Source organism: Paenirhodobacter enshiensis, assembly GCF_000740785.1.
GTDB classification, from domain to species: domain Bacteria; phylum Pseudomonadota; class Alphaproteobacteria; order Rhodobacterales; family Rhodobacteraceae; genus Rhodobacter; species Rhodobacter enshiensis.
The window spans coordinates 67,511-89,863 of record NZ_JFZB01000016.1; the positions used below are offsets into that span (position 1 = coordinate 67,511).

At 67.9% G+C, this 22,353-nt stretch carries 22 protein-coding genes; 14 read left to right on the forward strand and 8 right to left on the reverse strand.

What is annotated here, in order from left to right:
* Nucleotides 1-96 precede the first annotated feature (96 nt).
* Entirely contained in the window at nucleotides 97-2,214 is a 2,118-nt protein-coding gene (locus CG50_RS09865; protein ID WP_051909851.1) for a ComEC/Rec2 family competence protein, read from the forward strand.
* Nucleotides 2,215-2,895: 681 nt separating this feature from the next.
* Here CG50_RS09865 and lexA read toward each other — a convergent pair.
* Entirely contained in the window at nucleotides 2,896-3,648 is a 753-nt protein-coding gene (lexA, locus tag CG50_RS09870; protein ID WP_036637658.1) for a transcriptional repressor LexA, read from the reverse strand.
* Nucleotides 3,649-3,772: 124 nt separating this feature from the next.
* On the opposite strand from lexA, the gene trmB reads away from it, so the two are divergent.
* The 9 genes from trmB (at nucleotide 3,773) to trpB (ending at nucleotide 11,968) form a co-directional block, all read left to right on the forward strand.
* Nucleotides 3,773-4,504, forward strand: coding sequence for a tRNA (guanosine(46)-N7)-methyltransferase TrmB (trmB, locus tag CG50_RS09875; RefSeq protein WP_036637660.1), 732 nt, complete (start codon nucleotides 3,773-3,775; stop codon nucleotides 4,502-4,504).
* 59 nt (nucleotides 4,505-4,563) lie between these two features.
* On the forward strand, nucleotides 4,564-5,913 hold the full coding sequence (aroA, locus tag CG50_RS09880) for a 3-phosphoshikimate 1-carboxyvinyltransferase (RefSeq protein ID WP_036637662.1): 1,350 nt from the start codon (nucleotides 4,564-4,566) through the stop codon (nucleotides 5,911-5,913).
* Complete coding sequence (locus CG50_RS09885; RefSeq protein ID WP_036637664.1) at nucleotides 5,910-6,494, forward strand: (d)CMP kinase; 585 nt, start codon at nucleotides 5,910-5,912, stop codon at nucleotides 6,492-6,494. Before aroA ends, CG50_RS09885 begins: the two co-directional genes overlap by 4 nt.
* Before the next feature lie 6 nt (nucleotides 6,495-6,500).
* Complete coding sequence (locus CG50_RS09890) at nucleotides 6,501-7,226, forward strand: alpha/beta fold hydrolase (RefSeq protein WP_036637666.1); 726 nt, start codon at nucleotides 6,501-6,503, stop codon at nucleotides 7,224-7,226.
* Between the two features lie 189 nt (nucleotides 7,227-7,415).
* Nucleotides 7,416-9,095: a 30S ribosomal protein S1 gene (gene rpsA, locus CG50_RS09895; RefSeq protein WP_036637668.1), complete on the forward strand. Its 1,680-nt coding sequence runs from the start codon at nucleotides 7,416-7,418 to the stop codon at nucleotides 9,093-9,095.
* A 203-nt stretch (nucleotides 9,096-9,298) separates the two neighbouring features.
* The gene (gene ihfB / locus CG50_RS09900; RefSeq protein ID WP_036637678.1) at nucleotides 9,299-9,598 is read left to right on the forward strand and encodes an integration host factor subunit beta; all 300 of its coding nucleotides are present in this window, start codon (nucleotides 9,299-9,301) and stop codon (nucleotides 9,596-9,598) included.
* On the forward strand, nucleotides 9,595-9,957 hold the full coding sequence (locus CG50_RS09905) for a LapA family protein (protein ID WP_245615676.1): 363 nt from the start codon (nucleotides 9,595-9,597) through the stop codon (nucleotides 9,955-9,957). The genes ihfB and CG50_RS09905 overlap by 4 nt, the downstream gene beginning before the upstream one ends.
* A 1-nt stretch (nucleotide 9,958) precedes the next feature.
* Nucleotides 9,959-10,633 (forward strand): phosphoribosylanthranilate isomerase, encoded by a 675-nt coding sequence (locus CG50_RS09910; protein ID WP_051909853.1) that lies wholly within the window; start codon nucleotides 9,959-9,961, stop codon nucleotides 10,631-10,633.
* A 102-nt stretch (nucleotides 10,634-10,735) separates the two neighbouring features.
* Nucleotides 10,736-11,968 carry a tryptophan synthase subunit beta gene (gene trpB, locus CG50_RS09915; RefSeq protein WP_036637680.1) on the forward strand — a complete coding sequence of 411 codons (1,233 nt, stop codon included), beginning with the start codon at nucleotides 10,736-10,738 and terminating at the stop codon, nucleotides 11,966-11,968.
* Nucleotides 11,969-12,086: 118 nt separating this feature from the next.
* Here the strand turns inward: trpB and CG50_RS16240 are convergent, their stop codons facing one another.
* Nucleotides 12,087-12,593, reverse strand: a complete 507-nt coding sequence (locus CG50_RS16240) for a GbsR/MarR family transcriptional regulator (protein WP_051909855.1) — start codon at nucleotides 12,591-12,593, stop codon at nucleotides 12,087-12,089.
* Nucleotides 12,594-12,671: 78 nt separating this feature from the next.
* Nucleotides 12,672-13,628, reverse strand: a complete 957-nt coding sequence (locus CG50_RS09925) for a zinc ABC transporter substrate-binding protein (RefSeq protein ID WP_051909857.1) — start codon at nucleotides 13,626-13,628, stop codon at nucleotides 12,672-12,674.
* 124 nt (nucleotides 13,629-13,752) lie between these two features.
* Between CG50_RS09925 and CG50_RS09930 the strand changes: the two genes are divergently transcribed.
* From CG50_RS09930 to CG50_RS09945, 4 genes are all read left to right on the forward strand, one after another.
* Nucleotides 13,753-14,256 (forward strand): Fur family transcriptional regulator, encoded by a 504-nt coding sequence (locus CG50_RS09930; RefSeq protein WP_036637682.1) that lies wholly within the window; start codon nucleotides 13,753-13,755, stop codon nucleotides 14,254-14,256.
* Nucleotides 14,253-15,080, forward strand: a complete 828-nt coding sequence (locus tag CG50_RS09935; RefSeq protein ID WP_245615677.1) for a metal ABC transporter ATP-binding protein — start codon at nucleotides 14,253-14,255, stop codon at nucleotides 15,078-15,080. The genes CG50_RS09930 and CG50_RS09935 overlap by 4 nt, the downstream gene beginning before the upstream one ends.
* The gene (locus CG50_RS09940; RefSeq protein ID WP_036637684.1) at nucleotides 15,077-15,862 is read left to right on the forward strand and encodes an iron chelate uptake ABC transporter family permease subunit; all 786 of its coding nucleotides are present in this window, start codon (nucleotides 15,077-15,079) and stop codon (nucleotides 15,860-15,862) included. Before CG50_RS09935 ends, CG50_RS09940 begins: the two co-directional genes overlap by 4 nt.
* 310 nt (nucleotides 15,863-16,172) lie before the next feature.
* On the forward strand, nucleotides 16,173-16,397 hold the full coding sequence (locus tag CG50_RS09945) for a hypothetical protein (protein ID WP_211248598.1): 225 nt from the start codon (nucleotides 16,173-16,175) through the stop codon (nucleotides 16,395-16,397).
* Nucleotides 16,398-16,575: 178 nt separating this feature from the next.
* Here the strand turns inward: CG50_RS09945 and CG50_RS09950 are convergent, their stop codons facing one another.
* The 5 genes from CG50_RS09950 to CG50_RS09970 all read right to left on the reverse strand — a co-directional run bounded on the left by CG50_RS09950 (nucleotide 16,576) and on the right by CG50_RS09970 (nucleotide 22,272).
* Nucleotides 16,576-17,292, reverse strand: a complete 717-nt coding sequence (locus tag CG50_RS09950) for a YjbF family lipoprotein (protein WP_051909861.1) — start codon at nucleotides 17,290-17,292, stop codon at nucleotides 16,576-16,578.
* A complete protein-coding gene (locus CG50_RS09955; protein WP_245615678.1) occupies nucleotides 17,289-19,436 on the reverse strand; it encodes a YjbH domain-containing protein in 2,148 nt (715 codons plus the stop codon). The genes CG50_RS09950 and CG50_RS09955 overlap by 4 nt, the downstream gene beginning before the upstream one ends.
* Before the next feature lie 117 nt (nucleotides 19,437-19,553).
* Nucleotides 19,554-20,600 (reverse strand): ABC transporter ATP-binding protein, encoded by a 1,047-nt coding sequence (locus tag CG50_RS09960; protein WP_036637686.1) that lies wholly within the window; start codon nucleotides 20,598-20,600, stop codon nucleotides 19,554-19,556.
* The gene (locus tag CG50_RS09965; protein ID WP_036637689.1) at nucleotides 20,597-21,379 is read right to left on the reverse strand and encodes an ABC transporter permease; all 783 of its coding nucleotides are present in this window, start codon (nucleotides 21,377-21,379) and stop codon (nucleotides 20,597-20,599) included. The genes CG50_RS09960 and CG50_RS09965 overlap by 4 nt, the downstream gene beginning before the upstream one ends.
* On the reverse strand, nucleotides 21,376-22,272 hold the full coding sequence (locus CG50_RS09970; RefSeq protein ID WP_036637756.1) for an ABC transporter permease: 897 nt from the start codon (nucleotides 22,270-22,272) through the stop codon (nucleotides 21,376-21,378). Before CG50_RS09970 ends, CG50_RS09965 begins: the two co-directional genes overlap by 4 nt.
* Nucleotides 22,273-22,353: the final 81 nt, after the last annotated feature.

The following is a 22,353-nucleotide window of genomic DNA, read 5'->3' on the forward strand; positions in this document are numbered from 1 at the left end:
CCGTCTCTGGGGCGGGGGCGCGTTAACCTTCTGTAAACCGTGAAGCCGATAGGCTTGTTCCCGGACTGTCTAAGCGTGCGGAGGCAGAGAAACAAGGTGTCCGAGCAGGAGGCCATCGGGACGGGCGGGCAAGGGGGGCGGCTGGCCGTGCCACTCTGGCTGTCGGCGCGCGCCGCGGGCTGGGGGGCGGCGCTGATCGCGGCGCGGACGGATCTCGTCCTCTGGGCGCCCATCGCGATGGGGCTGGGGATCGGCGGCTATTTTTCCTGGCCCGGAGAGCCCGGCTGGCCTGAGGTGCTGGTTTTGGTGCTGCTCGGGACGGCCGGTCTCGCGGCCTGGATCCTCGCGCCGGAGGCGGGGCGGTTTCCCTCGGCGCTTCTGGTGCTGGTCTGTTTCGGGGCGCTGCTGGCGGTGTGGCGCGCGCATTCGGTCGCGGCACCTGTGCTGACGTTTCGCTATTACGGCCCGGTCGAAGGACGGGTGATCGAGGTCGACCGTTCGGCGCGCGACAAGCTGCGCATCACGCTCGATCAGCTGGTGCTGTCGGGTGTCGCGATGGAAAAGACGCCCGCGCGGGTGCGGCTGACGCTCGGCCCCGGCCCGCCGCCCGAGCCCGGCTTTCGCGTGATGACCACGGCGCATCTGCAGCCGCCTCCCGGTCCGGCAGAGCCGGGCGGATGGGATTTTCGCCGCATGGCGTGGTTTGCGCGGCTCGGCGCGGTCGGTTCCGCGCAGGCGCCGGTTCTGGTGGTTGAACCGCCGGTTCCGGGCGACTGGTCGCTCGCCGGCGACCGGCTGCGCCGGTCGTTGTCGCAGGCGATGCAGGCCCGGATGGAGGGGCAGGCGGGGGCCGTCGCCGCGGCGCTGATGACGGGCGACCGCTCCGGCATCGAGACGGCGACGAACGATGCGATGCGGGCCTCGGGGCTGTATCACATCGTGTCGATTTCGGGGCTGCACATGGGGATGCTGGCGGGGTTCGTCTTCGCGGCGGTCCGCTACGGGCTGGCGCTGGCGGGTTCGGCGGCGCTCTGCTGGCCAACGAAGAAGATCGCGGCGGTCGCGGCGCTGATCGCGGCGACGGTTTATCTGTGGATCGCCGGGCCCGAGGTCGCGACGCAGCGCGCCTATATCATGACGGCGGTGATGCTGGCGGCGGTGCTGTTCGACAGGCGCGCGCTGTCGTTGCGAACGGTGGCGCTGGCGGCCGTCGCGGTGATGCTGCTGCGCCCCGAAAGCCTGACCGAGCCGGGGTTCCAGATGTCTTTCGCGGCAACGGTGGGGCTGATCGTCATGCTCGGCCCGTGGACGCGGTGGGCACAGAGGTTGCCCGCGCGGCTGCGCCCGGTGTTGGTGCCGGTGCTGGGGCTTGCGCTGACCTCGGTGGTGGCGGGGGTGGCGACGGGGCCGGTTGCCGCGGCGCAGTTCGGCCGGGTGTCGGGTTACGGGTTGATCGCCAATATGCTGGCGGTGCCGGTGATGGGGGTTGCGGTGATGCCGGCGGGGGTGATCGCCGCGGTGCTGGCGCCGTTCGGTCTGGCCGCACCGGCGCTGTGGCTGATGGAAATGGGCACGCGCTGGATGATCTTCGTGGCCGGGCATATCGCAGCGCTTGACGGGGCGCAGGGCTATGTTGTGCAGCCCGGCCCGGCGGTTCTGCCGTTGATGGCGGTGGGGGCCGCGGTCGCCGTGGTCGGTCGCGGTGTGGTGCGGGGGGTGGCTGTCGGGGCGATCGTGGTGGCGGCCGGACTGTGGTTGGCCGCGTCTCGTCCCGCGCTGCTGATCGCGTCCGGGGGGCAGGCGGTCGGTCTGATGACACCGGCGGGCCGGGTCCTTTCGAAGCCCGGGGCAGAGTTTGCCGTTGCCGAATGGTTGCAGGCGGACGGCGACGCGTCTTCCCCTGCTACAGCCTTCGCCCGTATCGGGTTCGAGGGGCCGCGCGCTCAGCGCAGCGCTGTCTGGGAGAATCATGTCGTTGTTCATCTGAGTGGCAAGGCCGGGCCGGAGGCCGTTCGGGCGGTGTGTCACGATGGGGCTATCGTGATTCTCGCGGGCAGGGCCGGGGCGGACCAGGATGTGGCGGGGTGCACCCTGTGGGACCTGCCGCGGCTGAACCAGAGCGGCGCGGTGGCTTATGACACCCGGCGGCAGGTCCGGGTCACGGATGTGCCCGGGCGGCTTCGGTTGTGGTCGCTCCGGGGCAACCGGTTCTGACCGTGCTGACCTGGGCGGGGTATCCGGGGGGCAGCAGCCTTCGCGCGGTTGCGGTGGCGCAGATGCGGTTCCTTGGTGGTCCGCCATGTGTTCGGCGCATCCCCGAGGTGCGCCTCGGGGGGATTGCCCGTCAGACGGGAAGGCGCTGGCGAGAACGGCCGGTTCTATCCGTCATGGTCTGCCGGCGTGCTGACCTGTGAAGTCTCAAGATCTGCAGTGGACAACGCAGAAGCGGCGCCTTCTTTTGCAGACTTCAGGCCCGTCCACCCGTGCTTTGCCGGTTTCTACGGGGCCCTGAGTGGGTCATGCGCCGTGACCGCCATGATCTGAAGGGGCTGGCGTCGCCTCAGGGCGCAGCCGGACCGGCGCGGATCTGCGGCACGGTCGTCGGCCGTCTGCGTTCTGCCCGGGAGATTGCCCTGCGGATCCGGAAACTTCCCGGCAAGACGCCCGCCTGGCGCGCCGCGGCCGCTATGACCGCGGTTCGGGCGGACACCGGAGGCTGGGAGCGCATGAAACCACCCGCCCCCTGTGTCTGCATTTGGCCGTTTCGTGATCGGTTGAGGTCTGCGGCCCTGCGCCGTTCCTGCGCACTTGCCAGTGTGGTCCCGCACGGGCTGAATCCCGACCGCTTCTTCGTCCGCTGCCGGGCTGTCCACTCTGCTCAGGGCTAGGTGCGGATCAGGAATAGGTGCGGATCAGACCGACCAGCCGTCCCTGCACGCGCACCCGGTCTTCGCGCAGAAGCCGCGTCTCGTAAGCCGGGTTGGCCGCTTCGAGTGCGATCATCCCGCCCTTGCGGTGGTATTTTTTCAGCGTCGCCTCGTGCTCATCGACCAGGGCCACCACGATGTCGCCATTGTCGGCGCTGTCCTGCTCGCAGATCACCACGATGTCGCCGTCGTTGATGCCGGCGTCGATCATCGAATCGCCGCGCACCTCGAGGGCGTAATGCTGCTTGCGCCCCGACAGCATCGCGCCAGGCACCGCGACGTGATGCGAGACCTCGGAAATCGCTTCGATCGGCACGCCGGCGGCGATCCGGCCCATCACCGGCAGTTCCAGCGCCTGGACGGCCCCGGCTGCACCCGCGGCTTTGCCGTCGCGCGCCGTGGCGAGATCGGCCACTTTGCCGCCCGCGGCCTTCTTCGTCTCCGCGGCCCGTTCGGCGGGTTTCGCCACGGGCTTTCCTGCCGCTGTCTGGCGCGCCTTCTCCATCGCCTCGGGCAGGCGGACGATTTCGATGGCGCGGGCGCGATGGGCGAGGCGGCGGATGAAGCCGCGCTCTTCCAGCGCCGTAATCAGCCGGTGAATCCCGGATTTGGAGCGCAGCTCCAGCGCGTCCTTCATTTCGTCGAACGAGGGCGGCACGCCGTCGGCGTCCATGCGCTTCTGGATGAAGTCGAGCAGTTCCATCTGCTTGCGCGTCAGCATATCGGGATCATCCTGCGGGCTAGTGACAAGTGTTCTCTTTAAGTTCTAGCACCGTTCACGTTTCGGGTCAATCGCCCGTCCAAGCCGCTTGACCGGCACCGCGCCCCGTCCTAGAGGCGCGCGCATGACCGATGACACCCCCCTCCCGCCCGAAGACGGCCCCGAGTCCACCCAGCCCGTGCAGGAGTGGCGCAACTTCTATGGCCGGCGCTCCGGCAAGACGCTGCGCAACAGCCAGCGCAGCTATCTGGACGAGGATCTCGACCGGCTGCGTCCGCGCGGCATCGGGCGCGACGAGAACCCGGAACGCAGCCCGCTCGACCTTCAGGCGCTGTTCGGCAATGACAATCCGGTCTGGCTGGAGGTCGGTTTCGGCGGCGGTGAGCATCTCGTCCACATGGCGAAGACCTATCCCGGCATCAACATCATCGGCTGCGAGCCGTTCATCAACGGCGTCGCGATGCTGCTCGGCAAGATCCGCGAGGCGGGGGTGAGCAACCTCGCCGTGCATCCGGGCGATGTGCGCGACCTGATGGATGTGCTGCGCGACGGCACCATCGCGCGCACCTTCCTGAACTATCCCGATCCCTGGCCCAAGGCGCGCCACCACCGGCGCCGCTTCGTCAATCAGGATTACCTCGTGCCGCTGTTCCGCGTCATGGCCGAGGGCGCCGAGTTCCGCGTCGCCACCGATATCCCGAGCTACATGGAACAGGCCCTCGAAGAGGTGCCGAAGGCCGGCTTCCGGCTCGAGGCGCATTCGGGCACGCCCTGGTCCGACTGGATCTCCACCCGCTACGAGCAGAAGGCCCTGCGCGAGGGCCGGGTGCCCGATTACGCCACCTTCCGCCGCTGACCCTTCCGGCAGGCGCGCCGTTGCGCTAACAGGGGAACGACCAAACAGGGAGGTTCCTCATGTCCGGCCACGGTGACCCCGTTCCCATGATCGCGCGCAAGGGCGCGGCTCTTTGCGGCGTGGCCGAAGTGCCCGGCGACAAGTCGATCTCGCATCGCGCGCTGATCCTCGGCGCGCTTTCGGTCGGGCGGACCGAGATCACCGGGCTGCTGGAGGGACAGGATGTCCTCGACACCGCGAAGGCGATGCAGGCCTTCGGCGCGACGGTCGAACGCCTTGGCCCCGGTCACTGGATCGTCGATGGCGTGGGCGTGGGCGGCTTCGCCGAGCCTGCGGATGTGATCGACTGCGGCAATTCGGGCACCGGGGTGCGGCTGATCATGGGGGCGATGGCGACCTCGCCGATCAATGCCACGTTCACCGGCGACGCTTCGCTGCGCAAGCGGCCGATGGGGCGGGTGACGGATCCGCTGGCGCTGTTCGGCGCGCAGGCGGTCGGGCGCGAGGGCGGGCGGCTGCCGCTGACGCTGGTCGGCGCGCGCAATCCGGTGCCGGTTCGCTACGTGCTGCCGGTGCCCTCGGCGCAGGTCAAGTCGGCGGTGCTGCTCGCCGGGCTGAACGCGCCCGGTCAGACCGTCGTCGTCGAGGCCGAAGCCACCCGCGACCATACCGAGCGGATGCTGAAGGGCTTCGGCGCCGAGCTGAGCGTCGAGGACACCCCCGAGGGCCGCGTCATCACCTTGCAGGGCCGCCCCGAGCTGACCGGCCAGAGCGTCGCGGTGCCGCGCGATCCGTCCTCGGCCGCCTTCCCGGTCTGCGCCGCGCTGATCGTGCCGGGATCGGAGATCGTGGTCCCCGGCGTCAGCCAGAACCCGACCCGCAACGGGCTGTTCACCACGCTGGTCGAGATGGGCGCCGACATCGCCTTCGAGAACCCGCGCGAGGAGGGCGGCGAGCCCGTCGCCGATCTGCGCGTGCGCCATTCCGCGCTGAAGGGCATCGAGGTTCCGGCGGAGCGCGCGGCCTCGATGATCGACGAATATCCGGTGCTGGCGGCGGTCGCCTCTCTGGCCGAGGGCACGACGGTGATGCGCGGCGTGAAAGAGCTGCGGGTGAAGGAATCCGACCGCATCGACGCGATGGCGCGCGGCCTCGAAGCCTGCGGCGTGACGGTCGAGGAAGAGCGGGACGTTCTGGTGGTGCATGGGCGGGGCGCGGCGGGCGTGCCGGGCGGTGCCATCGTCGCCACCCATATCGACCACCGCATCGCGATGAGCTTTCTGGTTCTGGGGCTGGTCACCGACCGGCCGGTCGCGGTCGACGACGCCTCGCCCATCGCGACCTCCTTCCCGGTGTTCGGCGATCTGATGCGCGGCCTCGGCGCCGATGTCGCGGAGGGATCGCTGTGATCTTCACCGTGGCGATCGACGGGCCGGCGGCGGCGGGCAAGGGCACGATCAGCCGTGCCGTTGCCGCGCGTTTCGGCTTCGCGCATCTGGACACCGGGGCGCTTTATCGTGCCGTCGGCGTCAAGGGCGGCGATCCGGTTGCCGCGGCCCGCGATCTGACGCCCGAAGACCTCGCGCGCGACGATCTGCGCACGCTGGCGGCGGGGCAGGCGGCCTCGAAGGTCGCCGTCATCCCCGAGGTGCGTCAGGCGCTTCTCGACTTTCAGCGCCGCTTCGCCCGGCGCGAGGGCGGCGCGGTCCTCGACGGGCGCGACATCGGCACGGTGATCTGTCCCGCGGCCGAGGTGAAGCTGTTCGTGACCGCCAGTCCCGAGGTCCGCGCGCATCGCCGCTGGCTCGAAGTCGGCGGTGACGCGGCGCAGGTTCTGGCCGAGGTGCGCGAGCGCGACGAGCGCGACATGAACCGCGCCGATGCGCCGCTGCGTCCGGCCGAGGATGCGACGCGCCTCGACACTTCGGATCTGAGCATCGAAGAGGCCACCGCCCGCGCCATCGCCCTGGTCGCGGCGCGTCTGGGCTGAGCGCCGATGGCCGCGCTGACGCGGCTGGTCGCGGCCGCGCCCTGGCAGGTGGATTTCAGCGACGGCGAGGGTGGCGATCTGGTCGTCAGCTTCGCCTCGGTCGGCCATGACCCGGACCGCACGCCTTCGCCCGAATTCGTCGCGACGGCGACCGGGCGGGGGACGGCTGCCGCGCCGCGCCGGGCGCTGTTCGTCTCGGACGACAGCCGCAGCTGGGGAAATGCACCGGGCTTCGCCGAGGTGCTGCGGCAGGCGCTTGGCCTCGTCTCAGAACGCGCGCCGGTTTGTCGGGTTTTGACGATAGGGCTGTCGATGGGGGCGGTCTCGGCGCTGATCGCGGCGCAGGCGGTGCCGGTGACGGCGGTTCTCGCCTTCGGGCCGCAATGGTCGGTGCGCGCGGACCACATGCCCGAAGAACGCCGCTGGTCGCGCTGGAGCGACGCGCTGCCGCCCGCGATCTGGCCGGTGACGCCCTTGCCCGCGCCGCCCACCCGCGCGGTGCTGTTTCATGGTGCGCGCGACGATCTCGCGCAGGCGCTGGCCTTTCCCGTCGCGGAAAACGTCGATCATCTGCTCTTCCCGGACCTCGGTCATTCCGATCTGGTGGCGCATCTGAAGGCGCGCGGCGCCCTTGCGGGATTGGTCGAATCGGCGCTTGCGGGCGACCGGCGACGGCTGCTGCGCATCGCCGCCTCGGCCGGCGGGCAGCGCCGGGCGCGGCTTTTCGGCTGAACGGCGGGGGTTTCGGGCCGCGCGGGCCCGTGCGCGGCCAATCTTCGCTTGGCAGAACGGGCATTCGTGCGTATATCGGCCGCGTCCCGCGCCCGTGCCGATGCACCGGCGTCTCGGGGCATATTCAGACAAAGACCGGCGGAGACAACCGCATGGCCCGTGAAACAGACCCGAAAGGAACTTTTCTTTATGACTGATAAAACGTCCATGGACGAATTCGAGGCCCTTCTCAACGAAAGCCTCGAGATCGACACCCCTCAGGAGGGTTCGGTCGTCAAAGGCAAGGTCATCGCCATCGAGGCGGGCCAGGCCATCATCGATGTCGGCTACAAGATGGAAGGCCGCGTCGACCTGAAGGAATTCGCGAACCCGGGCGAGGCCCCGACCATCGCCGTCGGCGATGAAGTCGAAGTCTACCTCGACCGCGTCGAAAACGCCCGCGGCGAAGCCGTGATCTCGCGCGAGAAGGCTCGCCGCGAGGAAGCCTGGGACCGTCTGGAGAAGGCCTACGCCAGCGAAGAGCGCGTCGAAGGCGCCATCTTCGGCCGCGTCAAGGGCGGCTTCACCGTCGACCTCGGCGGCGCCGTTGCCTTCCTGCCCGGTTCGCAGGTCGATGTCCGCCCGGTGCGCGACGCCGGCCCGCTCATGGGTCTCAAGCAGCCGTTCCAGATCCTCAAGATGGACCGTCGCCGCGGCAATATCGTCGTGTCGCGTCGCGCCATCCTGGAAGAATCGCGTGCCGAACAGCGCGCCGAAGTCATCTCGAACCTCACCGAGGGGCAGGTGGTCGAGGGCGTGGTCAAGAACATCACCGAATACGGTGCGTTCGTTGACCTCGGCGGCGTCGACGGCCTGCTGCATGTCACCGACATGGCGTGGCGCCGCGTGAACCACCCGTCGGAGATCCTGTCGATCGGCGAGACCGTCAAGGTCCAGGTCGTCAAGATCAACAAGGAAACCCACCGCATCAGCCTGGGCATGAAGCAGCTCCAGGCCGACCCGTGGGATTCGGTCGAGCAGAAGTTCCCGATCGGTTCGGTCCACAAGGGCCGCGTGACCAACATCACCGACTACGGCGCGTTCGTCGAGCTGGAAGCCGGTGTCGAAGGTCTGGTCCACGTGTCGGAAATGTCCTGGACCAAGAAGAACGTCCACCCCGGCAAGATCGTCTCGACCTCGCAGGAAGTCGACGTCATGGTCCTCGAGATCGACACCGCGAAGCGTCGCGTGTCGCTCGGCCTCAAGCAGACCATGCGCAACCCGTGGGAAGTGTTCGCTGAAACGCATCCGGTCGGTTCGGTCATCGAAGGCGAAGTCAAGAACATCACCGAATTCGGTCTGTTCGTCGGCCTCGACAACGACATCGACGGCATGGTGCACCTGTCGGACCTGTCGTGGGACAAGCGCGGCGAGGAAGCGATCCAGGAATATCGCAAGGGCGACGTGGTCAAGGCCGCCGTCACCGAAGTCGATATCGAGAAGGAGCGTATCTCGCTCTCGATCAAGGCTCTGGACGCCGACACCTTCTCGGACGCCGTTGACGGCGTGAAGCGCGGTTCGGTCATCACCGTGGCCGTCACCGCGATCGAGGATGGCGGCATCGAGGTCGAATACAACGGCATGAAGTCCTTCATCCGTCGTTCGGACCTGGCCCGCGACCGTGCCGATCAGCGCCCCGAGCGTTTCCAGGTCGGCGACAAGGTCGACGTGCGCGTCGTCAACGTCGACTCGAAGACCCGCAAGCTCGGCGTGTCGATCAAGGCGCGCGAGATCGCCGAAGAAAAGGAAGCCGTGGAACAGTACGGTTCGTCCGATTCGGGTGCGTCGCTCGGCGACATCCTCGGCGCCGCCCTCAAGGGCCGCGAGTGATCTCTGTCGGAAAGGCTTCGGCCTTTCCGCACGGCCCTGCCCGGCGACGGGCAGGGCCTTTTTGTTTCCCATTCGTCGCAAACTGCCGGCAATTCGTTGCATTTCAACGCATTGCTGTTTGAGCGCGACAAAAATCTTCGTATAGTTCACGGCGAATCCGATGCGCCGGGCTGCCACCCGGAAGGCCCTGGGGGGAGAACCGCATGATCCGTTCCGAACTGATCGCCAAGATTGCCGAGGAAAACCCGCACCTGTTCCAGCGCGACGTCGAGAAGATCGTCGGCACCGTCTTCGATGAGATCATCGAGGCGATGGCCCGTGGCGACCGGGTCGAGCTGCGCGGTTTCGGCGCCTTCTCGGTGAAGAAACGCGACGCGCGCACCGGGCGCAACCCGCGCACCGGCGATTCCGTCGATGTCGACGAGAAGCACGTGCCGTTCTTCAAGACCGGAAAGCTCTTGCGCGACCGGCTGAACGGGCTGGAACCGACGGACGACGAATGACCATGATCCGCCTGCTGCGCAGTCTCGTTCTGGTGCTTGTCGCGCTGGTTCTGGTGGTTCTGGCGCTCGCGAACCGCAATATCGTGGAACTGCACCTGCTGCCCGCGGCCGTCGGCGATTTCATCGGACAGGACTGGACGCTGCGGCTGCCGCTGTTCCTGGTGATCTTCGGCGGCATTCTGGCCGGTGTCCTGCTGGGCTTCGTCTGGGAATGGCTGCGCGCCCATCGCACGCGGGCCTCGGGGCAGGCGGCGAAAAAGCAGTTGCGCAAGATCGAACGCGAGACGGCGAAGGCCGGTGCGACGACCGACAAGCCGCGCGATGAGGTTCTGGCGCTCCTCGATCAGTCGGGACGCTGAGATGGTCCGTGTCGCCGTGTCCCGTCCGGCGCGCCCCGAAGGCGTGCGCGTCAAGATCTGCGGTCTGACCCGGCCCGAGCATGTCGTCTGGGCCGCCGGAGCCGGGGCAAGCTATCTGGGCTTCGTGTTCTTCCCGAAAAGTTCGCGCAACGTGACTGCCGAAACGGCGCGCGGGCTGGCGCTCGAGGCCCCCGCGGGCATCGCCAAGGTGGCGCTGCTGGTCGATGCAGACGATGCCGCGATCGGGGCGATCCTCGAGCGGGTGCCGCTCGATATGCTGCAACTCCATGGCCACGAGACGCCCGAACGCGTCGCCGAGGTGCGGGCGCGCTTCGGCCTGCCGGTGATGAAGGCGGTGGGGGTGGCCGGGGCTGCCGATCTCGACGCGCTGCCGGATTATGAGGCGGTGGCCGATCAGATCCTGCTCGATGCCAAGGCGCCGAAGGGTGCGGCGCTGCCCGGCGGCAACGGTCTCGCCTTCGACTGGCGGCTGATCGCCGGCCGGGTGTGGAGCAAGCCGTGGATGCTCGCGGGCGGGCTGCGCCCCGATACCGTGGCCGAGGCGATCCGGCTGACCGGGGCGCATCAGGTCGATGTGTCCTCGGGCGTCGAAACCGCGCCGGGTGTGAAGGACGAGGCGCTGATCCGCGCCTTCATCGCCGCCGCGCGCGGCTGAATGCGGGCGGACGGGGACGGAATCCGCATCCTCCTCCGGTCCGCCGCTTTACCCGTCGGAGCAATCGCGATAAGCCCTCTCAGAACAACGCGAGGTAAGACGATGGCCGAAGACCTTCCCAACAGCTACCGCACCGGGCCGGATGAAAACGGCCGTTTCGGCATCTTCGGCGGGCGTTTCGTTTCCGAGACGCTGATGCCGCTGATCTTGGATCTGGAAGCCGAATACGAGCGCGCCAAGAAAGACCCGGACTTCTGGGCCGAGATGGACTACCTGCGCAAGTATTACATCGGCCGGCCGTCGCCTTTGTATTTCGCGCCGCGCCTGACCGAGCATCTCGGCGGGGCGAAGATCTACCTCAAGCGCGAAGAGCTGAACCATACCGGCTCGCACAAGATCAACAACGTGATCGGGCAGATCCTGCTGGCGCGCCGGATGGGCAAGACCCGGATCATCGCCGAGACCGGCGCCGGTCAGCATGGCGTGGCGACCGCCACCGCCTGCGCGCGCTTCGGGCTGAAATGCGTCGTCTACATGGGCGCGACCGATGTCGAGCGGCAGGCGCCGAACGTGTTCCGGATGCGTCTGCTGGGCGCCGAGGTCCATGCCGTCACCTCGGGCAGCGGCACGCTGAAGGACGCGATGAACGAGGCGCTGCGCGACTGGGTGACCAACGTGCGCGACACCTTCTATTGCATCGGCACGGTGGCGGGCCCGCATCCCTATCCGGCGATGGTGCGCGATTTCCAGTCTATCATCGGCGACGAGACCCGCTGGCAGCTGGAAGAGCAGGAAGGCAAGGGCCGCCTGCCCGATACGCTGGTCGCAGCGATCGGCGGGGGCTCGAACGCGATGGGGCTGTTCCACCCGTTCCTCGACGACAAGTCGGTGAAGATCATCGGCGTCGAGGCCGGCGGCAAGGGCGTCGATGAGCGGATGGAGCATTGTGCCTCGCTCAACGGCGGGCGTCCGGGCGTGCTGCACGGCAACCGCACCTATCTGTTGCAGGACGAGGACGGCCAGATCCTCGAAGGCTATTCGATCTCGGCCGGGCTCGATTATCCTGGCATCGGGCCGGAGCACGCCTGGCTCTATGAGACCGGGCGCGCCGAATATGTCTCGGTCACCGATGTCGAGGCGCTGGCGGCGTTCCAGCTGCTGTGCAAGACCGAGGGCATCATCCCCGCGCTGGAGCCGAGCCACGCCCTCGCCCATGTGACGAAGATCGCGCCGGGCCTGCCGAAGGACCATATCATCGTGGTCAACCTGTCGGGGCGCGGCGACAAGGACATCTTTGCCGTGGCCAAGCATCTCGGCGTCGAGATGGCCGTCTGAGACCGCCACTGCAGCGCAGACCGAACCGAAAGCCCCTGTCCCGCCCGGACGGGGGCTTTTCATTCCGGCGTCCGGCTTTCTCAGCTTGTGAACGCCACGGGTGCAAAAGATGGCGCGGTCAGTCCTTGTCGCGCTTCTTCTTTTTCTTGCGGCCTTCGGGCGCGGCGGCAAGGGTGCGGGCAAGGTCTTCGGGCGCCAGCTGCGCCAGCTGGCCGAACCACTCCGCCGCCTGCGTGACCATCGCCGCCAGCGGCGCGATGCGCGGGTCCGAGCTGTCCAGCCGCGCAAGGCTGTCGGCAACCGGAGCGATGTCGCGGCGGTGGCGCTCGGTCAGAAGCGCGCGCAGCAGCGCCCAGGGATCTGCTTCGGCGACGAAATAATCGCGCCGCGATCCGGGGCTGCGCGCGGCACGAACCAGCCCGGCGCCACGCAGCTCTTTCAGCGCGACCGAGACATTGGTGCGCGACAGCCCCAGTTGCTCGGTCAGCATCTCGGCCGAGGGCGCCTGTGCCGCGCGCCAGATCGCGGCCAGACATTGCCCGGCCGGCCGCGACAGGCCGAAGCGGGGCGCGATCTCGGCAAACAGCCGGACGAGGTCTGACTGAGGCGGCAGGGGTTCGGACATGGGGTGGGGGCTCCTCGCTGACCGGCTCCACCATGCGAAGGGGCGCCGGCGGGCGCAAGCCCCGAAGCGTGCGGGGACCTACCTGTCGAGACAGGCGAGCAGCGTATCGCCGAGGCTTTCGAGCGTCCGGACATAGAGATCGGGGCCGCGCTCCATCTCGGTTCCGGCCGGGTCGAGTGCACCGCCGAGGCGGGTGGTCGTGCCCTCGATCAGGCGCTGCATCGGGCGCGGGTCATGGGCGGCCTCGGGGAAGGCGCAGACAACCTGCTTCGCGGACAGCTCGGCGCGCAGCTCCGACAGATGCGCCGCGCCCGGGTCAGTCGCGTCGCCCGGCGAGACCGATCCCGCATCCGCAAGGCCGTAGCGGTCGGCGAAATAGCCATAGGCATCGTGGTAGACGACGAAGGGCTTGCCGGCGACAGGTTTCAGCCGGGCCTCGAGACTGGCATCCATCTCCGCGATCCGGGCGCGCGCCGCCTCGGCATTGGCGGCATAGGTCGCCTTGTGCTCGGGGTCGAGCGTGCCAAGGCGGTCGGCGATGACGGTCAGCCAGGTCTCGGCATTCCCGGGGTTCAGCCAGGCGTGCGGGTCGAGGATCGTGCCATCCGCACCGGCGGTGTGCTCGTGGTCCTGTCCGTGGTCGTGGCCTTCCTCGTGCTCGTCCTCGTCGCCGTCGCCGGCGAAGCTGCGGGTCTTCGTGCCTTCGGCGTGCAGCAGCGCCAGCTGCGGCCGGGCCGGCCCCGAGGCCGCGATGGCCCGGTCGAGCCAGGGGGTCATCTCCGGCCCGATCCAGATCACCAGATCGGCCTGATCGAGGGCGCGGGCCTCGGAGGGGCGCATCTGATAGCTGTGCGCATTTGCCCCCTTGCTCAGCAGGATCGACGGCTGACCGAGGTCGCCCATCACCAGCGCCACCAGCGATTGCGTGGGTGCGATGTCGGTGGCGACCTTCGGCACTCCGGCCGAGGCCAGCGCGGGAAAGCACAGGGCCAGCGCAGTCAGGGTCAGCGGACGGGCGAGGGCGGGACGTGGCATCTGAGTCTCCTTGATCCGGGGGTGGCGGCCTTGTGGTGCGGAGGCGGGTTATCTATGTTACCTCATAACCCGTCAAGCCGGATTGTTACATGATAACCTCTCCCTTTCGCCCCGATGGGATCCGATGACCCGCGAAGCAGAGCAGCCGCAGCCGGCCTTTGGCGCGCATGATCACGCGCATTGCACCGCCGACACGCTGGCGCGTGCCGAGGCCGAGGCCGTCCGTCTCGGTCTGCGGCTGACCCCGGTGCGCCGGCGGGTGCTGGAGATCTTGCTCGAACAGCATCGGGCGATGGGCGCCTATGAGGTGCTCGACCGGCTGGCGGCCGAGGGGTTCGGCCATCAGCCGCCGGTGGCTTATCGGGCACTCGATTTTCTGGTCGACAACGGTTTCGCGCATCGGGTGCGGCGGCTCAACGCCTTCGCGGCCTGTATGCACCCGGGCGAGACCCATGCGCCGGTCTTCCTGATCTGCCGCTCGTGCAATGTGGTGGCCGAGGCGGCGGGGCAGCCGGTGCGCTCCGCGCTCGACGCGGCGGCGGCGGCGGCGGGCTTCACCGTCGAACGGGCGAATATCGAGGCGCTCGGCCTGTGTCCGGAATGCAAGGCCAGGGAGTTGGCATCGTGACTGCGACACAGCGCCCGCCGCTGATCGGGGCGCGGGGGATTTCGGTGCGCCATGGCGCGGCCGAAGTCCTGTCGCATGTCGATTTCGCCATCCATCCGGGCGAGATCGTCACGGTGATCGGGCCGAACGGTTCGGGCAAGTCGACGCTGCTGCGCGCCCTGATCGGCGCCCAGCCGGTGGCCGCGGGCGAGGTGTATCACGCCCCGGGGCTGGCGATCGGCTATGTGCCGCAGCGGCTGGCGATCGATGCCAGCCTGCCGATGACGGTGCGCCGCTTTCTTTCGCTGCCGCGCCGCGTCGGCGATACCGAGGCCGAGGCTGCGCTGGTGCGTACCGGGGTGGCGGGCATCGGCCCCCGACCGCTTGCCGGGCTGTCGGGCGGGCAGTTCCAGCGTGTCCTGCTGGCGCGCGCGCTGCTGTCGCGGCCGCAGATCCTGATCCTCGACGAGCCGACGCAGGGCCTCGACCAGCCCGGCACGGCGGCCTTCTATCGGCTGATCGAGGAGGCCCGGGCGGAAACCGGCTGCGCGGTGCTGATGGTCAGTCACGATCTGCATGTGGTCATGGCGGCCTCGGACCGGGTGGTGTGTCTGAACGGGCATGTGTGCTGCGCGGGAACGCCCCGCGTCGTGGCTGACGCGCCGGAATATCGTGCGTTGTTCGGGCTGGGCACGGGCGGGGCGTTCGCGCTGTATCGCCATGTCCACGACCACAGCCATGACGACGACGAGGGGCACGGCCACGATGCCATCCATCCCCATGCGGCGCATCCGCATCCGCTGCCGGCCGCGGCCGATGAACCCGCCCCCGGGAGCCTTCGATGATTGATGAATTTCTGATTCGTGCCGCAGCCGCGGGGCTGGGGCTGACGCTGGCGACGGGCCCCCTGGGGTCTTTCGTGGTGTGGCGCCGGATGGCTTATTTCGGCGATGCGACGGCCCATGCGGCGGTGCTGGGCGTGGCGCTGAGCTTCGCCTTCGGCCTGCCGGTTTATGTCGGCACGCTGGCGGTCGCGCTGGCGATGGCGGTGACGGTGGCGGGGCTGGCGTCGCGCGGACAGGCGATGGACACGGTGCTCGGCGTGCTGGCGCATTCGGCGCTGGCCTTCGGCCTGATCGCGGCGTCGTTCGTCGCGGGGCTGCGGGTCGATCTGGAAAGCTTCCTGTTCGGCGACATCCTGTCGGTCGGCTGGGGCGATGTGGGGCTGATCTGGGCGGGGGCGGCGGTCGTCGCGGGGCTTCTGGCGTGGCGTTGGCAGGCGTTGCTGACCGCGACAGTGAACGAGGAACTCGCCCGCGCCTCGGGAATCGACCCGCGGCGCGAGCAGCTGGTGCTGACGCTGGCGCTGGCGCTGACGGTGGCGGTGGCGATCAAGATCGTCGGCGCGCTGCTGATCGCGGCGCTGCTGATCGTTCCGGCCGCGGCCGCGCGGCGGCTGTCGCGTTCGCCCGAGGCGATGGCGCTGTGGGCGGTGGCGATCGGCGTGGCTTCCGTGCTGGGAGGGCTCGCGGCTTCGCTGAACTGGGATACACCCGGTGGCCCCTCGATCGTCGGGGCGGCGGCGGCGATCTTCGGGCTGACCCTGCCGTTCCGGCGGCTGCGCTGAAGGGGGGCGACTCGCCTTCTGCAGCGGCTGCGCCCGGCGCAGAGCGGTCATGCAGCAGATGCGGGCCGCGCCGGTTCCGCGGGCTGCGCGCAGGCCGGGGTGTGCCGTGAAATATCGGTATCCGGCCTTGCCCCGCGGGCTTTCCGGGCCATCTTGTGACCGGTTCGCCGCTGCCTTGTGCCAAACTGCAACAGTCGGTTAAGGCCTCGGGAAGGTCCATGATTTTCCCTTTGCTTTTTGGGGGGACTGTGCCAGTTTTCGCAAGATGCCGCCGCAAGGGTGGCTGTCAAATGTAATGACGGAGATTATCATGAAGAAGATCGCTACGCTCGCCCTGGCCTTCGGCCTGTCGGCTACCACCGCTTTCGCTGGCGGCTACACCGCCCCGGTCGTCGAGCCGGAACCCGTTGTCGTGAAGCAGGCTTCGTCGTCGAACCCGGCTTACGTGATCCCGGCTGTGCTGCTCGCCGCTCTGGCGATCGCCGCTTCGGACTCGTCGGACTCGTCGTCGTCGTCGACCACGACCACGAAGTAATCCGCTTCCCCTCGCGGGGAGTGAAAGGCCGGGACGCAGCAATGCGCCCCGGCCTTTTCTTTTGTCCGGCTCCGGTTTCGGTGTCCGGCTTTGGTCGGACCGGACCGCGGAACACGAAAACGGCCCGTGCCTGCGAAAGGCACGGGCCGCGTTCAACGGTCCGGTTTCGGGTGTGGGCTCAGGGCCGGACGGTCTGGATCGTCATGTAACCGAGCTGAGGCGTCACCCACTGGCGCGAGGACACGATCGCCCCGGCGGCCGAGACGACATAGCTGTTGTCGAGTTTCAGCCCGGCGATGCCGGTGCAGTGCTCGACCATCTGGATGCCGCTCCAGGTCGTGCCGGCGAAGGGATAGCTCACCGTCTTGCCGGTGTTGCTGACCTGGCAGCTCAGCGGGATCGGCCGTTCGAGGCTGAGCCCGTCGAGATAGCGGATCACCTTCGGCGCGGTTCCCGAACGCCGCGACCGGATCAGCGATTCTACAGAGGCCGTATCGGCCGATTCCATGTCGAAGCCAAAGCCCCGCGTCGCCGCGACCAACCCGTTACGCAGCACGATCGACTGCTTGTAGGGGGTGTAGTAGGTGCGCATCGCCCCGTTCTCGCCGGCCATGCCGATGACCGAGGCATAACCGTTGCCCTCCATCGAGATATAAACCAGCGGCCCCTTGTTCAGCCCGAGGGCCGAACGCGACTCGGCCTCGGGGTCGGGCTTCGCCGGAGCGGGCTTTGCCTTGCCGATCGAGGTGATGTCCTTCGCCACCTGCTTGCTGAGCCCGCCCAGATAGGCGCCGCGCGAATTGCCCATCTGATCGCCACCGCTGCATCCTGCCAGCGCCAGCACCGCGCCGGCCGCGACAAGCGCCGGACGCAGGATCGGGAACCGAGTGCTCATCGCCAGAACCTCCCCCAGTCGTCGTAGATCTGCCCACCCTGGGCCGGGCTGACCACGCTGTAGAGGCGGCCGTCCACGTAAACCTTCTGCCCACCGTCGCGGGTCAGCGGACGGATCGTCGAATCGATGCTGCTGGTCGACGGCGTGCCCGAGGCCCAGGACAGCGGGATCGAGAAGAAGATGCCCTTGTCGAACGAACCCTCGCCGAAATCCGAGGCCGAGATATCGGTCTTGGTCGCGAAGGCGCCGACCTTCCAGCCGTTCGAGAACACCCGGCTGAGCTGCATCGTTGCACCCCAGTCCTTGGCAAGATAGCGGCCGACGTCCAGCTCGGCGAGGTAGCCGTTGCTGAGGTCGTAATAGGCCGAGGCATGGCCGGTCACCGTCGAATAGCTCTGGAAGTCGAAGCGCTGGTTATAATCGCGCTTCTTCACCCAGTCGGTTTCGAGACCAAGCGCCAGCCGGCTGTCCGCCGGCTTCCACAGCATTTCGCCCGACACGCCGCCATACATCTGTTCGAACAGACCGGCGGTGGCGCGCAGGTAGATGTCGTCGCTGGCCTTGGCGTAATAGGCGCCCTGCATCTGCCGGATCGTGGTGCCCGGATAGCGCGAATAAAGCGTCGTGTCGGTGCGCACCTGCGGCACGCCTCCGGTCGGATCGGCCGCGGTGCCGTCGCCGACATCGCCGAAGGCCTTCTGGCGCAGCACGCCCGAGAACACCACGCCCGGCGCAGCCTCGAACCGGCCGGCAAGCTCGGCGCCGACATCGAGGCGCAGCGGCTGATCCGGATCGAACAGCGAGACCGCCGTATAGGGGCCGAGTGCCCAGGAATAACGCGGATAGACGCCGGGGGTGGGCACCTGTGCCGGGTCGCGGCCGGTATCGCCAACCCCGGTGCGGGCCAGCATGTCATAAGAGCTGGTGTTTTCCAGCTTCTCGACATCGCTGCGCCGGAAGGTCAGTGCGGCCAGCGGCATCCCCTTGTTGACCGGGGTGATGACGATGGTCTCGACCGAGGAGGGCAGGGCGCGCGTCGCGATGCGCACCGCTCGGCCCACGGCTTCGGGCGTCGACAGATAACGATTGTTGCGGATGCGCAGCTCTGCCCGGTCCTTGCTCAGCGACATCGATTCGAGGATCTGCCCGTCTTTTTTCAGCGCATCGGCAAGCGCGGTCTGGATCGCGGGCTGCGCCGTCGGGTCGCTGGCCCAGGTGCCAGACCAGCCATCGGGATCGGCGGCATAGGCGGGGCGCGGCTTCACCGGCAGGGGGGCTGTCTCCAGCCCCGAGGGGAAGGGAGCGCTCTTCGGGTCGATGTTGATCGAGAACTGGAAGCCGACCCGCGTGCCATACATGTAGAACATCTGCAGATCGACGAACTCGTTCGGGCTGTAGGCAGCCGCGAAGTTGAACGGGCTCTTGCGGTCGAAATCGTCGTATTTCTTCTCGCGCGGGTAGTCGTCCGAGGAATATTCCGCCTTCAGCGTCCATTTCTCGGTCAGCGCGTAGGACAGGCCGAAGAACGGCGCATAATTGCCCTTGAACCACGAGGTGCCGTTCAGCTGCCCGCCGGTCGAGCTGAAATCGTAGGCCGGGCGCGTGCCCCAGCCGGAATGCTCCCCGAACGTGCCGAGCCGCCCCCAGCCGATCCCGGCCGTCGCGCGCAGCTTCTCGGTGAGGCTCTTGGTGGCGACGAGATATTCGCCCGAATAGATCCCGGTGCCGACGAAATCGCGCAGGCCCACCGCCATCGACGGCAGATATTGCCCCTCATCGAGGAAGGTCCACTGCACGTCGAAAGAGCGGTCGTAAAGCGCCGTCCAGGCCTCTCCGGGGGCGTTGTATTGCAGCCCCGGCACGCGCGAATAGCGGAACGCCGCGCTGATGCGGGGCGTGATCTGGAAGGTGATCTGGTTGCGCTGCGTATTGTCGTCGAGCCGCGTCATCGAGACGGCGAATTCGCCATCTGTCCGCGTCTCGGCCGTCGGCATGTCGATCAGGCCGGGCATCCCGTAGGTATTGCGCGCCTGATTGAGAAGCGGATCGGCATGGCCCGCCGGAACGGCCGCGAGCGTCAGCGACACCGCTCCGATCGTGCGCGCCAGACGCCGCTTGCGCCTGCTTTTCTGTCCCACCGTCACCTGGTTCACCTCCAAGGGTTTTGCGGACATTACAACGGCTTTGTCCGCGGGGCGAGGGGGGAAAGCGCACCCTTTGGGCGGATCGCCGCCCAGTCCGCCGCGGCCCGGCCGGAAATCTCAGGCGCCGATCACCAGCATGTCGGCTGCGCGCACGCCCAGGGTGACCGCTTCGCCGACCTTCGGCGGCTGCTTGTCCGAGGTGTTGAATGTGTCGAAGGCGATGCTTTGGCCCGCCACCTCGGCGCGCAGCCGGATCACCGCACCGAGGAAGTCGACCTCGGTGATCGTGCCGCCGAGCCCGCTGTCGCAGCCTTCCCGGCCGAGGCTGATCGTCTCGGGCCGCAGGCCGAGCGTAACCTTGCCCGCAGGCAGCGCACGTCCGAGCGTGAGTTCCGTTCCCGCCACGGCGACGCGCCCGGCCGTCGGGTCCAGCACCTGGGCCTCGAGCGTGTTCAGCGTTCCGACGAAGCTTGCGACGAAGCGGGTCGTGGGGCGGTTGTAGATCTCGAACGGCGTGCCGACCTGATCGGCGATGCCCTGGTGCATGACCACGATGCGGTCCGACATCGACAGCGCCTCTTCCTGATCGTGGGTGACGAAGATCGTGGTGATGCCCAGCTCGCGCTGGATCGCGCGGATCTCGTTGCGCAGGCTGACCCGCACCTTGGCGTCGAGTGCGGAAAGCGGCTCGTCGAGCAGCAGGACCTGCGGCTTCGGGGCGAGCGCGCGCGCCAGCGCCACGCGCTGCTGCTGGCCGCCCGACAGCTGGAACGGATAGCGCGCGCCAAGGTCGGGAAGACCGATCAGCGACAGCATTTCCTCGACCCGCGGTGCGATCTCGCGCGCGGGGGTGCCCTTGACCTTCAACCCGAAGCCGACGTTCTGCGCCACCGTCAGGTTCGGAAACAGCGCATAGGCCTGGAACACCATGCCGATGTTGCGCTGGTTCGGCTTCTTGTCGGTGACCGGCGCGCCGGCGATGCGGATCTCGCCCGTGCTCGGGGTCTCGAACCCGGCGATCATCCGCAGCACCGTGGTCTTGCCGCAGCCCGACGGCCCGAGCAGCGAGATGAATTCGCCCTTCTCCACATCGAGGTTGAAGTCCTTGACCACGCGGGTCGGGCCGAAGGACTTTTCGAGGTGACGGATCGTCAGGAAGGTCATGCGCGCGCCTTGTCGAATTTCGAGAAACGGGAGACGAGCTGGATCAGGCCCATGCAGGCCCAGGTGATCACGAAAGAGATCACCGCCAGCGCGTTCGGCTCGTAGGCGCGGTTGGCGCCCATCAGCTGCAGATAAGGCCCGAAGGCCGGGCGGTTCAGCAGTGCCGCCATGGTGAATTCGCCGATCACGATGGCCAGCGTGACGAAGGCCCCCGACATCACCGCGACCATGACATTGGGCAAGATCACCCGGCCGATGATCGTAGGCCAGCCGGCGCCGAGGGATTGCGCCGCCTCGGTCAGGGTGGCGACGTCGATGGTGCGCAACCCGGTGTCGACGGCGCGATACATGTAGGGCAGGGCGAGCGTCGCATAGCCCAACAGCAACAGCAGGTTGGTGCCGAACACCGTGCCGGTCAGCGGCAGCCAGCTCGATGTGTTGTAAAGCCGGATGTAGCCGAACACGATCACGATGGCCGGGATCACCAGCGGCAGCAGCGTGACGAATTCGACATAGGGGCGCAGATGCGGCAGCTTCAGCCGCACCCAGAACGCCGTCGGCACCACCAGAAGCACCGAGAACACGATCGTCGCCAGCGCCATCCCCAGCGAATAGACGAAGGTCTGCGCGAAACGCGGATCGGCCAGAACCACGCGATAGGCCTCGGCGGAATATTCGCCGCGTTTCATCGACAGCGAGAATTCCGTCATGCCGAGCAGCGGAAGGATGAAATAGGCCATCCCCAGCAGCAGGATCGCCCAGGCAGCCAGCTTCTTCATTTCAGCCACCTTTCCGAGCGCATCCGCAGCCAGATGTAGATCACGTTCGCCAACCCGGTGATGACGATCATGCCAAGCGCCATCGCATAACCCAGATGCGGATTGCCCAGCACGTCGCCGCGGATCTGCGCGAACAGCATGATCGGCACGATGTTCAGGCTCGATCCGGTCAGCGCGATGGCGGTGGCGACGGCGCCGAAGGCATTGGCGAAGAGCAGCGCGAACGTGCCGAGGATCGCCGGAAACAGGATCGGCAGCGCCACCATGCGCCAGTATTGCGCCCCCGAGGCGCCGAGCGACTGCGCCGCCTCGCGCCATTCGCGCTTCAGCCCGTCGAGCGCCGGCGTCACGATCAGGATCATCAGCGGGATCTGGAAGAACAGATAGGTGATCGTCAGTCCCCAGAAGCTGAGGATGTTGAACCCGTAGGCGCGCAGGTTGATGCCCAGATGCGTTTTGAGGAACACCGTCACCAGACCGAGCGGCCCGAGCGTGGCGAGAAACGCGAAGGCGAGCGGCACGCCCGCGAAGTTCGACGCGACCCCTGAAAACGTCAGCAAGGGCGAACGCACCCATTTCGGCAAACCACCGAGAACCACCGCCGCCGCCATCAGGAACCCGATCAGACAGCCGAGCGCTGAGGACGCGACCGAGATCCTGATCGAGATCCAATAGCTGCCGAGGATGGATTTCGTGAACAGCCCGGCGACGTTCTCGAAGGTGAAACTTCCGTCAGCCCGCTGGAACGCGCCGATCACGATCTTCATCGTGGGCGCGATCAGGAACAGCGCGATGAACAGCGCGAAGGGCAGCAGCCCGAGCCAGGTCAGCGGCAGGCGTCGGCGCGCGGGTGCGGCGAGGGGAGGGGAGGCAGGCGATGGGGTGTCGGTCACGCGATAAAACGTCCGGTTGGTCCGAAAAACGGTCCGCCGCGCCTGCCGGGCCATGTGGCCCGGAGCGCGGCGGTCTGGATC

What these genes read in the sequence shown, in the direction of transcription:
- lexA (WP_036637658.1), bottom strand. Translation starts at nt 3,648, where the DNA reads ATGCTGACGCGCAAGCAGATGGAACTGCTCGACTTCATCCAGAAGCGC.
- trmB (WP_036637660.1), top strand. Translation starts at nt 3,773, where the DNA reads ATGACCGATGACACCCCCCTCCCGCCCGAAGACGGCCCCGAGTCCACC.
- aroA (WP_036637662.1), top strand. Translation starts at nt 4,564, where the DNA reads ATGTCCGGCCACGGTGACCCCGTTCCCATGATCGCGCGCAAGGGCGCG.
- CG50_RS09890 (WP_036637666.1), top strand. Translation starts at nt 6,501, where the DNA reads ATGGCCGCGCTGACGCGGCTGGTCGCGGCCGCGCCCTGGCAGGTGGAT.
- rpsA (WP_036637668.1), top strand. Translation starts at nt 7,416, where the DNA reads ATGACTGATAAAACGTCCATGGACGAATTCGAGGCCCTTCTCAACGAA.
- ihfB (WP_036637678.1), top strand. Translation starts at nt 9,299, where the DNA reads ATGATCCGTTCCGAACTGATCGCCAAGATTGCCGAGGAAAACCCGCAC.
- CG50_RS09905 (WP_245615676.1), top strand. Translation starts at nt 9,595, where the DNA reads ATGACCATGATCCGCCTGCTGCGCAGTCTCGTTCTGGTGCTTGTCGCG.
- CG50_RS09910 (WP_051909853.1), top strand. Translation starts at nt 9,959, where the DNA reads ATGGTCCGTGTCGCCGTGTCCCGTCCGGCGCGCCCCGAAGGCGTGCGC.
- trpB (WP_036637680.1), top strand. Translation starts at nt 10,736, where the DNA reads ATGGCCGAAGACCTTCCCAACAGCTACCGCACCGGGCCGGATGAAAAC.
- CG50_RS16240 (WP_051909855.1), bottom strand. Translation starts at nt 12,593, where the DNA reads ATGTCCGAACCCCTGCCGCCTCAGTCAGACCTCGTCCGGCTGTTTGCC.
- CG50_RS09925 (WP_051909857.1), bottom strand. Translation starts at nt 13,628, where the DNA reads ATGCCACGTCCCGCCCTCGCCCGTCCGCTGACCCTGACTGCGCTGGCC.
- CG50_RS09930 (WP_036637682.1), top strand. Translation starts at nt 13,753, where the DNA reads ATGACCCGCGAAGCAGAGCAGCCGCAGCCGGCCTTTGGCGCGCATGAT.
- CG50_RS09940 (WP_036637684.1), top strand. Translation starts at nt 15,077, where the DNA reads ATGATTGATGAATTTCTGATTCGTGCCGCAGCCGCGGGGCTGGGGCTG.
- CG50_RS09945 (WP_211248598.1), top strand. Translation starts at nt 16,173, where the DNA reads ATGAAGAAGATCGCTACGCTCGCCCTGGCCTTCGGCCTGTCGGCTACC.
- CG50_RS09950 (WP_051909861.1), bottom strand. Translation starts at nt 17,292, where the DNA reads ATGAGCACTCGGTTCCCGATCCTGCGTCCGGCGCTTGTCGCGGCCGGC.
- CG50_RS09960 (WP_036637686.1), bottom strand. Translation starts at nt 20,600, where the DNA reads ATGACCTTCCTGACGATCCGTCACCTCGAAAAGTCCTTCGGCCCGACC.
- CG50_RS09965 (WP_036637689.1), bottom strand. Translation starts at nt 21,379, where the DNA reads ATGAAGAAGCTGGCTGCCTGGGCGATCCTGCTGCTGGGGATGGCCTAT.